Origin of the sequence: Psychrobacter sp. A3, from assembly GCF_028823565.1 — a bacterium.
Classification (GTDB): domain Bacteria; phylum Pseudomonadota; class Gammaproteobacteria; order Pseudomonadales; family Moraxellaceae; genus Psychrobacter; species Psychrobacter celer.
Map to the genome: position 1 here is coordinate 1 of NZ_JAPEHS010000067.1, position 13,877 is coordinate 13,877.

Here is a 13,877-nt window from a genome sequence, read left to right on the forward strand (position 1 = left end):
CGTTTAAATCCATAACAGTTTTACATTCAGCTAACTATAGAAGGACTTGCAGCTAACTGGGCACTGTAAACAGCCACTTTAAATGGACTCTTTAAAACAGTGCCTTGTCCTGACGCTGAGCTGGCGTAAAGGCGACCGCTACTTGCCCAAATTCATAATCACCAGTCTCGAGATTGGCTGTCATAGTGGCCGCTTCAAAACGATTTGCTCCTTGCTCGATTTTCACAGGTGCTTCGCTATACACTTGTCCTGATTTGGTATTGCCCTTTAGCGTACTGCCCGTCACCTTGATAGGCTCGACCTCTTTATCCGGATTGCCTTCACTGATGAGGGTAAAACCGCCAGACAAGCTAAGCTCCCCTGTCTGCTGGCTGATAGCGGCACTCCCAGCCTCAATACGATAGCGCTGCTCGGCAGATGGTTCCCAGTTCATGGTAATACCGGACATCTCATCGAGATTGGTCACAGGGTTGTGGGTCAATGATTCGGCGGTCAGCTCGTATTCTGTCTCGCCTTGCTCATTGGTCTGCACAGCCTTGATGTCCGTTGCTTCATAGTCGACATCGGTCGCTTCCATACTGACCGGCGGGGTTATCTCGCCTTGCTGCTGAAAAAACCAACCAGCGATACCAGCGATAATCAATGCCAGAACGATCAATACACGTGTATTCACAGTCCCTCATCCCCAGTTTGCGTTTGCTCAAGTGTATAGTGCGCTATAAAATCCTGATAGTGCCCATGACCCTTTAAAATCAAATCGCATATCTCACGTACCGCGCCTGTACCACCCGCTCGCGTCGTCACCATGTCGCTGCGCTTGATAACCTCAGCATGAGCATTAGGGACAGTGGCGGCAAACCCTACGGTCTGCATCGCTTTGATGTCCGGTAAATCATCGCCCATATAGGCACAGTCTGCTGCTGTGATGTTGAGCGCAGGATCCAGCATCGCTAACAACTCAGTCAATGCAATCAGTTTATCATCACGACCTTGTACGACATAATCCACACCCATCTCACGGGCGCGCTTGTCGACCATAGGACTGCTGCGCCCTGTAATAATGGCGGTCAAAATACCATAGCGCGCCAACGACTTGACGCCGACGCCATCTTGTACAGAAAAAGCCTTGGTCTCGGTGCCATTGGCATCATAAATGATTTGACCGTTTGATAAGATACCATCGACATCCATCACCAAAAGTTTGACTCTTCCTGCTTTTTTGATTAAGTCTTGCATGATATCTCTCTTTTATTATGTTATAGATAATGATTAAACTGCATGCCCTTTAGCGGCTAATGAGCTTGGTTCTTGTTTAGTGGCGCTTTGTCTTACCCACTGTACTTTTCGCAAAAAAGGTTATTTTACACCAGCCTTTAGTAGATCATGCAAGGTAATGATGGCCTCTAAACGGTCTTGCTCATCGATGATGAGTAGCTGACTGATGCCGTTTTCGTTCATCACGCTTAGCGCATCTGATGCTCGCATGGTTTTACTGACGCGGCGAGGATTACTGACCATCACCTCATGCATCGGTGTTTGTAAATCGATGCCTTTTTCTAAGCCGCGGCGCAAGTCCCCGTCGGTGAAAACGCCAACTACCCTGTCGCTATCATCAATCACCACCGTCATACCCAAACGCCCAGCTGACATCGTAAAGAGGGCGTCTTGTAAAGGCGCTTGCTGATGAATAACCAAAACGCCCAGCTGACATCGTAAAGAGGGCGTCTTGTAAAGGCGCTTGCTGATGAATAAGCGGCAAGTCTTCAGACTTGGAGTGCATCAAGTCTTCCACGCGAGTCAGTAGCTGACGACCAAGCGCGCCTGCTGGATGCGACAACGCAAAATCTTCTGAGGTAAAATTACGCGCATGTACCAACGCCACTGCCAACGCATCACCTAATGCCAACGTCGCTGTGGTACTAGAAGTCGGCGCTAAATTCAGCGGGCAAGCTTCTTGCGACTTGCCGAGTGTCAATACGATGTCCGCTGAACGGGGCAACATGCCACGCTTATCACGGCTGATACTGATCAGCGGAATCTCTAGACGCTTGACCACGGGAAGTAGCATCTTGATCTCATCTGACTCTCCAGAGTTGGAGATAGCAAGCAGCACATCACCTTTGACCAGCATCCCTAAGTCGCCATGCCCTGCCTCGCCTGGGTGCATAAAAAACGCAGGCGTACCAGTCGAGGCAAAGGTCGCCGCTATCTTGCGCCCGATCAGTCCCGACTTACCCATCCCCGTCACCACCACACGACCCTGACAGGCCAAAATAATATCGCAGGCTTGGGCAAATCGATCATCTATCTGCTCTGTCAACAAGGCCAGCGCAGAAATTTCCGTATTGATGGCTTCAATAGCAGTGCTGATAAATTGCTCGTGGGTGAGATTGCTTTGGGTATTACTCATGGATCCGCTCTATTGTTATCATGAATCAATTCACTATTTTACTATACTATCGTCAATATTAATAATATCTTCAAACGTACTGAGAGGCGCGGGTATTAGAGTATCAACGCCCCATTCCATTGCTTGTAAAACCATAAAAAATCATATAAAAAAAACCCACTATAAAGCAGGTTTTAATTCAATCAGTCATATCGCATCACGGCGTTTATCCTGTACTAAGCCGCCTAGCCGTTATCGTCGTGCGACCCTTCGTCTGCGGGCGATTCAAAGCCGCGGTCTTGACCAAATCCACCGCGCTCAAACCCACGATCTTGACCAAAGCTACCACGCTCAAACCCGCGATCTTGGCCTTGACCAAACAACCGCCGACACCCGCAGGGTTGCCGCCTCGTTCAAACCCGCCGCCTTGATAACCAGTTGGACTAACGCCTTGTGTTTGACTACCCGTGCCAGTAGTGCCGCTACGTGGGTTGCGTGCTGGCACTACTGTCGAGATGGCATGCTTGTAAACCATTTGACTGACCGTGTTTTTGAGCAGTACCACGTATTGATCAAACGATTCGATTTGACCTTGCAGCTTGATACCATTAACCAAAAAGATAGAGACAGGAATGCGATCTTTGCGCAGCGAATTCAAGAACGGATCTTGTAAAGTTTGTCCTTTTGACATGAAGTCTCTCCTAAATATTATATAATTATGTTTTGAGCGCCAATTATTTTAAGTGTGGCTTTCATTATAATGGCTGAAGATAGATACAATGATACGCTTTCATCAAACGCATCCAAATAAACACGCATGTTATGTGAGTCATTCTACTTTATCGCGAATACGCTTTTCTTGTGAATACGCTTTTACTGTGAATAATTAAGTAACCACTTGTTTCATAGAAAATTTCTATAAACAAAGGTCAATCAATACCTATAAAAACCGCAACAATTGGGCAATTCCCACTAGTTTACTAGGTTTAAATTATACCAGTTATCTATATTATATTTTGAAACTAATTGTCATTATTTTTTACATATTGATAAAACATGCGTTAATACAAGTAATCTCTGACGTGGGCCATGGTATCAAATGTCTGTAGCGTGATTGGATGAACGGCTTGTCGATCGTTAGGATGGGCAAGCGAGTGTGTGCTATCGACCCACGTATCAGACAGGGTGGGCAGCTGCGTGAGCTTGCGTAGCCATGTATATTGACGCTTTGCCAGCTGCCGAGTGGCATATAATGCCTTATTTTGCATTTGCTGACAAGCAAGCCGCTGCCGCTCACTGGTAGAGACAGCCACTTGATCTTGCGATGACGGGGTTAAAAAAGTATCATAAAACAGCGCTTTGTCTAAGTGGCTGTGCTCAAAGACTGGGTGCTCAATCTGGACGAGATACTCTAACACTTGCCGATAGCCAACGCAGCGCATCGAGGGCATGTTAGGCGTTAACGAATGACGCTCAAGCAGGCCTAGGACTTCAGCAACCAGCCCTTCTTGCCACATGATATCCAAGCGCTGCTCGATGCGCTGATGTAACCACGAGCGCTCTGGCATGACGGCCAGCGCATGCCATTGTTGGTCTGTATTGTGCGCGAGGGCTTGTTTGGGCTGCTGCTGCCAGTCACTGATCGCTGTATCCGTTTGCAGATACACCTCGACCGCGCGAGTGATACGCTGCGTGTCAGTGGCATTGAGACGCCGATGACTGATCGGATCCACCTTTTCCAAATAGCCATACAGCGCGTCGATACCGTCCTCTTGCCGCCACTGCTCTACGCGCAGGCGTACTGCCTCATCACTATCTGGCACAGGTGAGAGCCCATCTAGCAGCGCCATGTAATACATCATGGTACCGCCGACCAGTAGTGGTATTTTGCCGTTTTGATGACAGGCTTCAATCAGCCGCGCCACATCACTGACAAACTCCGCGACGCTATAGCTTTGCACAGGATCGATAATATCGACCAAATGATGCGGATAACGCGCCAGCTCCTTTGTTGTGGGCTTGGCGGTTCCGATATTCATCTCACGATATATCAGTGCTGAGTCCACTGATATTAGCTCATAGCGTCCTGTGTCGTATAGCTCATACGCTAGCGCGGTCTTGCCACTGGCGGTAGGCGCCATCAAACACACCACGCTGTTGTCCGCCAAATTGGGATTTAAGCGATAAGACGAGCTATCAGAGGAGAGTTGCATAAAACGACCTTTATAAATGATTTTTATATAAATTGCGAGCCAACGCCGCACTAACTGCCTTACACATGCTAAAGCACAATGGCTAATCGCAGAGTATATGATAATTATTGTAGGGTTGTTATGATAAGGCTAACGGGTGACTGGCTATAGAAGACGAGTGCTGGTGATATGGTTATGATACTGACGGCGCGGCGGCTGATAGCATCCATGCGATTAACCGACTGCCCGCTACCGAATAAATGGCATGGTTACTTAGCAAAGCCTGTAAGTCAGCCTTAAATGCTAACGCATCCGGCATCGACATCCGCTGCCCTATCTCGCTTAGTTGCTGATTGATATCAGTAGCAATACAAGCTTGATCTGAATAAGTACTATCCGTCCACCGATTGGGTGCAAATAGCAAGCTAAGCTGTGACTGCCATACGGCGGCACTGACAATCGAGCATTGACCTTGATGATAAAACAGCAACCACGGCAATGTATCTTTACCTATAAATGTATCTATATTTGTAGCAGCAGAGTCCATGAATGGCTCGATACTATGTAAGCTGTCCAAATGGATGACCTCTAAACAGACGAGGTCTAAGTAAAGCGTCTTTAACCCATACTCTGTAGAGGCCACCTGCGCGGAGGCATCCCTTGACTCACCCGGTTTCTTAGTCAACGTCTTAGTCGGAGCCTTGCCTACTGGCGTCACCGTTGCCGTGCTATCCGGGTTTTTGGATAGCTCATAGGGCTGCTGGTATTCACTGACTCGTCTGCTGGACTGCCGATACTGCAGCCGTGATGAGCTATTGTGATGATCATTGGTGGCTACTGCAGATGACAGCCAACGCTCAGCATCTGACCTATTATCTGAGCGGCTATTGGTAGCATTGTAATTTGCTGATCGCTTATCTTTTTTGTGAGTAGGCTCATCTGGCAGCTGGGCAGGCATAATGGGCTTTAGCTTAGCACGAACCGCATGATTGAGATGCGCCATAATGTTGTTTAAAGGACTGATCTTAATACGCTGCTTGGTCGGGTGTACATTGATATTGAGCCACTCGGCTGGCAACTCAAAATATAACGCATAACCCAGACCTGCCAGCCGCGCGCTTTGAGCCAATTGACGCAGCTGATTGCTGATAATAGGTTCTTTGACCAAACGGCCATTGACGTAGAGCAGCTTTGGCATACCCTGTGCCGACGCCACTTGTGTCTCGACACTGGGCCACAGCCAGCCATGGACATGGGCTCTATCACCCCACCCCATCCCAGCATCGGACACGAAAGACTGCTGTAGTAGACCCGACAGATCAAGCATAATCTCAAGCGCATTGGTCGTCAAAGCAACCCCCAATGCTTGCTCTAGCCGTGATAACGATAACGGGTTTGGACTGTTTTGATGGGCATTAGCACTGCAGTTGGTCGCCCAATCTGCCGCCTGATTACGCTCGGTTGGCATTCCATGAGAGGTCATCGAGTTGGATGAGAGTAATAGTCGTTTTTTATTATCGTGAAACAGACTCAGTGCTACGTCTGCGCGAGCCAAAGCCACATCACGAACAATCGCCTCAATATGACCAAACTCCGTGGCAATAGATTTAAGATTGCTGCGCCGAGCAGGAACATTAAAGTACAAATCTTTGACCGTAATCGTCGTCCCACGATGATGCACCACGGGCGTGAGCGTCGGTACATCAGCCAGCACGCCTGCAACCTGTAACTGACGGCCGACGCCGCTATCGTCAGGGCTACTGGTCAAGGTTAAGCGAGAAACCGCCGCCGTCGCAGCCAATGCTTCCCCGCGAAACCCCAACGTCGTAATCCCCTGTAGATTGGCCACATCTGCAATCTTACTGGTCGCATGACGGGTAATCGCCATCACCATATCATCAGGATGAATGCCAGTACCGTTATCTATCACCTCGATCATGCCCATGCCGCCTTGGGTCACCCGTATCTCAATGTCGCTTGCGCCAGCATCAATGGCGTTTTCTAGCAATTCCTTTACCACGGCAGCCGGGCGCGTCACCACTTCACCTGCGGCCAATTGATTGACCAGCAGCGGTGGTAGTTTTTTGATACGGGTCTGAGGAGGAGTCTCTGGCATTTAAAAGGTATCGTTATGGCATTAAAAAAGCAAAGTAGACAAAAGCTAAATATGTAAAGCAGACAGATCTATGCCTTGCGCCTGCCCTACTCTGGATAGACGCAGCTCAACATGCCGATACTCTGTGTCGTTATCACAGTCATCGCTGGTGGCTTGCGTGATGTCGATAAATACGCTGGGCGGCGGCAAGTAGCTGTCTGCTCGGCTAGCCCACTCTATAATAACCAGCGCGTTTGGCTCATCTAAGTACTCATCAAAGCCGATAAAAGACAGCTCTTCTGGATCTTGTAGCCTATAAAGATCGGCGTGATAGACCGGTTTTATTGAGCCATCGCTTTGTGCAATAGTATACGGCTCTACCAATGTATAAGTCGGGCTTTTGACTGCTCCTGCATGACCAAGCGCTTGTAACCAGTAGCGGGTCAAGGTCGTCTTGCCCGCGCCCAAGTCACCTGCCAGCCACACACTACCACTTAGCGATAGCGCTGCTAACTGCGCCGCCAAACGCTGGGTGTCATCTTCTGTACGCAGCGTCAACGTTTTGGTATTTTTGGCTGCTTCTGTGTTACTCGACATCACAATTACCTGCCTGTACTTGCATGGTGACTGAAGGATTGGTAAAGCGCTCACCGCGGATGAGCTTGGCATAAAGCTCAGGATCATGCCATTCGCTTCGTACTTGCTCACTAAACTCAAAATCTTCTAAAACAAGCTTACCCATTTGCACGTTTGCCACATCATCAGCGAAGCACTGAGCGTAACCTGTGGCTGTTTCGTGAGCTATCACTGAGTACACACTAACATCTGCCTCGCCGTTTTGCATTTGCGTTTGCGCGAGGATTTCTTGCGCCCAAAAAAATATCACGCGCGAAAACTGCTCAGCTGAGGGTGACACTGGCAAACTGATCCAGCGCGCGCTGAATTTTTTGCAAGCAGCGATATACTCAGGATCGTCTTTGTTCCAAAAACAAATGGCATGATCAAAGCTGTCAATGATGTCTTTGATCGAGGATTTTAATAAACCAAAATCATAGACCATCTGCCCGTGATCCAAACGCGTGGCCTCAAGTATCAGCTCAATCTGATAGCTATGACCATGAATAGAGTGTTTGCAACGCTCTGAGCTGCAGTTACGCACAATATGAGCGTTTTCAAATTTAAATAGTTTACGAATACGCATGATAATCAACCAAAAAAGTAAGCATCTTCATACTAACTATGAATACTATAAATCGTTTGCCGTGAAGTCGTTTGCCGTGCTAACTTATCAGCCTGTGGCCCATTATAGCAAATCAAGATGACTCCGTAAGTAAGCACTGACGAATACATGCATTATTGCCTGCCATATTATATTTAGCAGGTTATAATTGTCTGCTATTTGTTTTAGCTGTTATCGCAGTCGCAGGGTCGCGCCTAAGACTGTGGTCGAATTTTTATGAGGAATTTAGCGTCATGATGCGTATTGGATTGTTTTTATTAACCAACTTAGCGGTGATCGTAGTATTTAGCATCGTGTTTGGGATTTTGTCCCGATTTTTTGGGGTTGGTGGCGTACATAGCGCAGGCGGGATAAGCTATGCCAGCCTAGCCATTATGTGCGGTGTCTACGGCATGGTCGGGTCGATGGTGTCGCTATTTATCTCCAAATGGATGGCAAAAAAATCGACAGGGACGGTGGTCATTGAGGCACCAAGCAATGCCACTGAGCAATGGCTGATAGATACGGTCGCCAAACAAGCGCGCGCGGTCAATATCGATATGCCTGAAGTGGGTATTTTTAACAACTCGCAGCCCAATGCGTTTGCCACAGGCTGGAATAAAAATAAAGCGCTGGTTGCCGTCTCATCGGGTCTACTCCAGAGTATGACTGCAGATGAAGTAGAAGCGGTATTGGCGCATGAGATTGGTCATGTGGCCAATGGCGATATGGTCACACTTGCGCTCATTCAAGGGGTGATAAACGCCTTTGTGATGTTCTTTGCGCGTATTATCGGTAATTTCGTCGATCGCACTGTGTTTAAAAACGAAGGCGATGGCCCTGGTATTGGCTACTTTGTCACCAGTATTGTGATGGATATCTTGCTAGGATTTTTGGCGTCTGCCATCGTGATGTGGTTCTCACGCCTGCGCGAGTTTCGTGCTGATGAGATGGGCGCCAAACTTGCCAGCCGTGACAAGATGATCAGCGCACTGGATGCCCTGCGTCCTGCTGAGCAGCGTCCAGACCAGATGCCTGAGAGCATGAAAGCCTTTGCTATCGCGTCTGGGCAGTCTACAGGCTTTAGTATTGCAAACCTTTTCCGCTCACACCCAACACTGGATGATCGTATTGCGGCGCTGAGAAAGTACAATCCTAGTGAAGCGTAAGCCATTGCTCTAAAACGACAGATAATAGTAGATATCAGTATCAGCGCTGCTATTATCTTGTAAAATCAAGCATAAAAAAAAGCCTATCTAAAAAAGATAGGCTTTCTATTAAATAAACTTACTGACTAAATATCGAACTCAAGCGCTCTATCGCCTTCGCTATCTTTGATACGCGTTGGCAAGCCAATCTGATTGAGTAGATTGATAAATGGCTTGGCATCCAGCTCTTCGACATTGACCATCTTGCCCGCGTCCCATTCGCCAGTTGCGACGAGCATGGCAGCAGCGACAGGTGGTACGCCTGCGGTATAAGAGATACCTTGGCTACCAACTTCATTGTAGGCGTCAGACATTATAAATAAACACCTCAGTATCGACGCCATTGATTTTACCTTTAACCTTATCACCGATGCAGGTCTTGCCGGTATAATTTGGCGCAAGCGAGCTTGGGTCTGGTAATACTGCTTTGACCACCTTTAGCGGAATTACTTCTTGCCCTTCAGCGGTCGTGACTGGCTGCTCAGACAATAGACCTAGGTTTTGGAGCACGGTAAAGACATTGATATAGTGCTCGCCAAAGCCCATCCAAAAACGAATGTTTGGCACATCTAGGTTGGCTGATAAAGAATGAATCTCGTCATGGCCACTTAAATAGCTGTTTTGCTCGCCAACAACTGGCAAATCGTCGGTACGCTTAACTTCAAACATCTTATTCGACTGCCATTTGCTGTCCTGCCAAGAGTACACCGTACCGGTAAACTCACGGAAATTAATCTCAGGGTCGAAGTTGGTGGCAAAGTACTTACCGTGGCTACCCGCATTGATGTCGATAATGTCGATATCGGTCACTGAACCTTTATCCATCATGTCATAGCCCAGACGCGCATAGGCATTGACCACACCTGGATCAAACCCTGCACCCAAGATTGCCGTGATATTATTGTCGGCACAGCGCTGCTTACGTTTCCATTCGTAGTTGTCATACCATGGCGGCGTTTCACAAATCTTGCGTGGATCTTCATGGATAGCGGTGTCAATATACGCCGCGCCCGTCTCAATACAAGCTTCTAACACCGTCATATTGATAAATGCCGAGCCGACATTGATTAGGATTTGAATACCGGTATCGTTGATAAGATCAACGACCGCTTGGCTGTCCATGGCATCGACTTGATGGGTATACAAGACTGCCGCTTGCTTAAAGCTACCTTTGTCTTTGACGCTTTTAGCGATAGCATCACACTTATCTTTGGTACGTGAGGCAATATGAATCTCGCCCAGCACATCGTTGTGCATCGCACATTTATGCGCGACCACTTGCGCGACACCGCCTGCGCCAATGATGAGTACGTTTTTTTTACTAGCTTTGGTTTGATTTGTGTTCAATGAACAATCCTCCTTTGTGTCCCTGTCGATACCATCGATACTGGCTATGCAAAACAGAAACGAGTGAATGATATGCGTGAATTAAAAAGGAAGACCGAGGAAAACCCACGCACCCGTCGAAGGCGTTTTGTTCGACGCGATTATAACAATTTTTATTTGGTTGTCGATAAAAATAATGTAGAAAGAACCAATGAATTTAACGTTTGAACCCTTACCCTTAAGTCTTTGTTTTTGATAACTTAACTTTAACAACGAAGCCTGCTACTAAGACAAGCTGGCTTTGTAATCTTGATAATCAAATTCGCGCTGCACATCAATACTGCCATCTAGACGTCGAATCACAATCGCTGGCATATTAACACCATTAAACCAGTTTTTCTTAACCATGGTATAGCCTGCCGCATTACCAAACGCAACGGTGTCGCCCGCTTGCAGCTCATGCGCCAAAGCATACTCGCCAAAGATATCGCCTGCCAAACAGGAGCGTCCATAGATAATAGTATTGTCAGCAGCCTCTTGTTGCGCCTGGTCGACAGCCATCACCTGCACTGACTCTGCATTGACAGAAGTGATTGGCGCAGACTCGCGATAAATCAGCAAATCAAGCATATGCGCCTCGATCGAGGCATCGACGACGGCGAGTTTTTTGTCATTGTGCATGGTATCCAGCACTGTCGTAACCAGCGTGCCAGCGCCATGAATACTCGCCTCACCTGGCTCAAGATAGACTTGGACGCCGTATTTTTCACTAAAGCCTTTTAGTCTGTCGGCTAATTTTTCTAGCGGATAACTAGGTGCGATAAAGTGAATACCGCCGCCCAAACTCACCCACTCGAGCTGCGCTAAAATATCACCAAACCTGTCTTCGATATCAGCCAAGCTTGCGCTAAACGCCTCAAAGCTATCGTTTTCACAGTTGTTATGAATCATGACCCCTGTGATATCACCAAGCACCGCTGCAATCTTATCTTTGTCATGCTCACCAAGACGGCTAAAAGGACGGGCAGGATCAGCGATGATAAACGACGAATTACTGGTTTTTGGGTTTAAGCGTAGCCCAACTGGAATGTCCTGTGCATGCGCTTTATCTTTAAAGGCATGCAACTGCGAGATGGAGTTAAAAATAATCTTGTCCGCGTAGCTTAATACTTCGTCGATTTCATCCAAACTATAGGCGACACTATAGGCATGGGTTTCTTTTTTATCACTGTTATTGGCATCACGGTTATTACCAAAAGTCTCATAGCCCAAACGCACTTCATTGAGTGACGATGAAGTCGTACCATGCAAATAAGGCTGCATCACATCAAACACGCCCCACGTGGCAAAACACTTGAGCGCAAGCAAAGCCTTGGCACCAGACAACTCACACAGACGTGCGATAATCTGCATATTGGCAACGACTGCCGTTTCATCGAGCAAATAATAAGGCGTGGGCGGTAATGAAGAAGTCGTTTTTTCAGGATTTTTAACATTCATAAGTGGTTACCTAATCGCTGCGGTTGGCATCATGACAGATATAAATAATTGCGCTATAGTAGACTAAATTCACTATAATTAGAATATCTTATGTCATTATCAACCGATTATTCCAGTGCAGCGAGCCAAGCCAGTTTATCTCAGCTTGAACCAAAAAATATCAATTTAGCGCATCTGGATGCCGATGCGCGGGCGGTTTTAGATTTTTGGTTTGATAAAGACAATGAGGCGTATTGGTTTGAAAAAAACGATGCCTTTGATCAAAAAATAAGAGAAAAATTTGGTAAGATTTGGCAAGCCGCCAAACAAGGCGAATGTGTCACCTGGCGTATCGCCAACGCCGCAGCAGATAGCAACAGCTCCATCACTGCTCTAGCAGGACGCTTGGCTGAGATTATTGTGCTCGATCAGTTTTCGCGCAATCTGTGCCGCGGGCAAGCCAATGCCTTTGCACAAGATGGCATGGCACTGGTATTGGCGCAAGAAGCCATTCAACAACCACATTTCGATACCCTCCCCGCGCAGTGGCGAAAATTTATGATTATGCCATTTATGCACTCTGAATCTTTGATGATTCATGAGCGCTACTTGCCGCTCTTTGAGCAGTTAGATGACGCGATGACACTCGACTTTGAGCACCGTCATAAAGATATTATCGAGCAGTTTGGCCGCTATCCGCACCGTAACGACATATTGGACCGAGAGTCGACAGCAGCAGAAGAAGCCTTTTTAGAACAACCAAACTCATCGTTCTAAGTCTTTTCGCTTCTTAGAAGAAGGGCTGGATCAGCAATTTGATTCAGTCCTTCTTTTATGGCGCGGCGTTCGACAAAGCATCTCCTAGTAGTTCACTTCACCTGTGGTAAAACTAAACGACTGCTGCTGTAAGGCTTTATTATCAATCAACACCTCATAGCTGACACGATATTCAGTATTGCCATAGAGTCCGCACTGCTGGCTTTGATCTTGCCGGCGTGCAATCTCACAGCTTTTTAAATCATCGGTGATTGGCAAGATAAAGGCTTCATTCGCTGGCAGGGCATATACTGTGTTTTTGTACGGGTCTTGACGATAATCCAGCAGCTCAATAGGCACCTCTATATTGCGCTGGGTATCATGAAATTTGACATTACTAACCTCAATCGTCTCAGCCGATGGCACATTAATATAGATAGGCTGCCCGATAGGGTTTATGCGCAAATCGCGGCCCGTATGCTTCACAGGGTCTGGTGTCTCATTATATAATGCCGTCGCCGTGCCGCTCACTCCCTGACAAGGATAGGTAAAGATGCCAGCGACCGTGCGATCTTGGGTTGCCTTTGTGGCTGAGGCATGAGTGACCAATACATAGCCTTGGCTATTGCGACTTGTGCGGCCATAGGGCTGATAGGTGACCACGCTTGTACCAGTTAGGCTGGATTTGGGTACCATCAAAGAGCGCAAATGATAAGGCGCGGCCAACAGGGATTTGGCCATCAGCCCTGCTACCACCTCGGCAGCGGCCAACTCCCCCACTGAGCTATAGTATATAGAATGGGCAATGTTTTCTGTAGCACTATATCTAGCGTTTTGATAGTCAGCCGCCAATAGGCGATCTGAAAAGTCACGACCCTTAAAAAACGGATTGTTACTACCTGTCACTTCCGCGATGTCTGTCATCTCACTTTCATAATGAGGGTTAAATACTGTTGGTGAGCTGTTGGCAAATACATATCTGATATAGTTGGCATGATCGATAGCAATATCATCTAATGCAGGATCAACAGACAAACCTCTAAGGCCGCAGCTGGTACGCGCCAGACTAAAGGTATTACTGGCTGTCAAAGCCGCTTTTGCGTTATGAGAGCGCGCGCTGCTGTCGATTGGTGCTTGGCTACCCTCGTCGGCTTGATCGATTTTTTCTTTATTAACAGGCTTAGTGCTAGAATGGCTATCACGATTACTAGCG

At 47.4% G+C, this 13,877-nt stretch carries 10 protein-coding genes and 3 pseudogenes; 2 read left to right on the forward strand and 11 right to left on the reverse strand.

Annotation, left to right across the window (positions count from 1 at the left end):
- Positions 1-91: 91 nt before the first annotated feature.
- The 8 genes and pseudogenes from lptC to NK638_RS09365 all read right to left on the reverse strand — a co-directional run bounded on the left by lptC (position 92) and on the right by NK638_RS09365 (position 7,877).
- The gene (lptC, locus tag NK638_RS09330; RefSeq protein ID WP_075100951.1) at positions 92-673 is read right to left on the reverse strand and encodes an LPS export ABC transporter periplasmic protein LptC; all 582 of its coding nucleotides are present in this window, start codon (positions 671-673) and stop codon (positions 92-94) included.
- Complete coding sequence (locus tag NK638_RS09335; protein ID WP_100749707.1) at positions 670-1,236, reverse strand: KdsC family phosphatase; 567 nt, start codon at positions 1,234-1,236, stop codon at positions 670-672. Before NK638_RS09335 ends, lptC begins: the two co-directional genes overlap by 4 nt.
- Positions 1,237-1,356: 120 nt before the next feature.
- Positions 1,357-2,410: pseudogene (locus NK638_RS09340) on the reverse strand (KpsF/GutQ family sugar-phosphate isomerase).
- Between the two features lie 224 nt (positions 2,411-2,634).
- Positions 2,635-3,080: pseudogene (gene hfq / locus NK638_RS09345) on the reverse strand (RNA chaperone Hfq).
- Positions 3,081-3,450: 370 nt separating this feature from the next.
- The gene (gene miaA, locus NK638_RS09350; RefSeq protein ID WP_100749709.1) at positions 3,451-4,602 is read right to left on the reverse strand and encodes a tRNA (adenosine(37)-N6)-dimethylallyltransferase MiaA; all 1,152 of its coding nucleotides are present in this window, start codon (positions 4,600-4,602) and stop codon (positions 3,451-3,453) included.
- A 172-nt stretch (positions 4,603-4,774) separates the two neighbouring features.
- Positions 4,775-6,697, reverse strand: a complete 1,923-nt coding sequence (gene mutL / locus NK638_RS09355; RefSeq protein WP_274632804.1) for a DNA mismatch repair endonuclease MutL — start codon at positions 6,695-6,697, stop codon at positions 4,775-4,777.
- Positions 6,698-6,742: 45 nt separating this feature from the next.
- The gene (gene tsaE, locus NK638_RS09360) at positions 6,743-7,273 is read right to left on the reverse strand and encodes a tRNA (adenosine(37)-N6)-threonylcarbamoyltransferase complex ATPase subunit type 1 TsaE (protein ID WP_274632805.1); all 531 of its coding nucleotides are present in this window, start codon (positions 7,271-7,273) and stop codon (positions 6,743-6,745) included.
- Positions 7,263-7,877, reverse strand: a complete 615-nt coding sequence (locus NK638_RS09365) for a 6-pyruvoyl trahydropterin synthase family protein (protein ID WP_274632806.1) — start codon at positions 7,875-7,877, stop codon at positions 7,263-7,265. The genes tsaE and NK638_RS09365 overlap by 11 nt, the downstream gene beginning before the upstream one ends.
- Positions 7,878-8,149: 272 nt before the next feature.
- On the opposite strand from NK638_RS09365, the gene htpX reads away from it, so the two are divergent.
- A complete protein-coding gene (htpX, locus tag NK638_RS09370) occupies positions 8,150-9,064 on the forward strand; it encodes a protease HtpX (protein ID WP_274632807.1) in 915 nt (304 codons plus the stop codon).
- A 125-nt stretch (positions 9,065-9,189) separates the two neighbouring features.
- Here htpX and NK638_RS09375 read toward each other — a convergent pair.
- Positions 9,190-10,450 (reverse strand): annotated as a pseudogene (locus NK638_RS09375) (saccharopine dehydrogenase NADP-binding domain-containing protein).
- A 264-nt stretch (positions 10,451-10,714) separates the two neighbouring features.
- On the reverse strand, positions 10,715-11,929 hold the full coding sequence (locus NK638_RS09380) for a carboxynorspermidine decarboxylase (protein ID WP_274632808.1): 1,215 nt from the start codon (positions 11,927-11,929) through the stop codon (positions 10,715-10,717).
- Between the two features lie 90 nt (positions 11,930-12,019).
- Here NK638_RS09380 and NK638_RS09385 point away from each other — a divergent pair, with 90 nt between their 5' ends.
- A complete protein-coding gene (locus NK638_RS09385) occupies positions 12,020-12,685 on the forward strand; it encodes a DUF924 family protein (protein WP_446739829.1) in 666 nt (221 codons plus the stop codon).
- A gap of 84 nt (positions 12,686-12,769) precedes the next feature.
- Here the strand turns inward: NK638_RS09385 and NK638_RS09390 are convergent.
- Positions 12,770-13,877 (reverse strand): CAP domain-containing protein (locus NK638_RS09390; RefSeq protein ID WP_274632809.1); only part of this gene is annotated, 1,108 nt, incomplete at its 5' end.

What these genes read in the sequence shown, in the direction of transcription:
- NK638_RS09335 (WP_100749707.1), bottom strand. Translation starts at nt 1,236, where the DNA reads ATGCAAGACTTAATCAAAAAAGCAGGAAGAGTCAAACTTTTGGTGATG.
- miaA (WP_100749709.1), bottom strand. Translation starts at nt 4,602, where the DNA reads ATGCAACTCTCCTCTGATAGCTCGTCTTATCGCTTAAATCCCAATTTG.
- mutL (WP_274632804.1), bottom strand. Translation starts at nt 6,697, where the DNA reads ATGCCAGAGACTCCTCCTCAGACCCGTATCAAAAAACTACCACCGCTG.
- tsaE (WP_274632805.1), bottom strand. Translation starts at nt 7,273, where the DNA reads ATGTCGAGTAACACAGAAGCAGCCAAAAATACCAAAACGTTGACGCTG.
- NK638_RS09365 (WP_274632806.1), bottom strand. Translation starts at nt 7,877, where the DNA reads ATGCGTATTCGTAAACTATTTAAATTTGAAAACGCTCATATTGTGCGT.
- htpX (WP_274632807.1), top strand. Translation starts at nt 8,150, where the DNA reads ATGATGCGTATTGGATTGTTTTTATTAACCAACTTAGCGGTGATCGTA.
- NK638_RS09380 (WP_274632808.1), bottom strand. Translation starts at nt 11,929, where the DNA reads ATGAATGTTAAAAATCCTGAAAAAACGACTTCTTCATTACCGCCCACG.
- NK638_RS09385 (WP_446739829.1), top strand. Translation starts at nt 12,020, where the DNA reads ATGTCATTATCAACCGATTATTCCAGTGCAGCGAGCCAAGCCAGTTTA.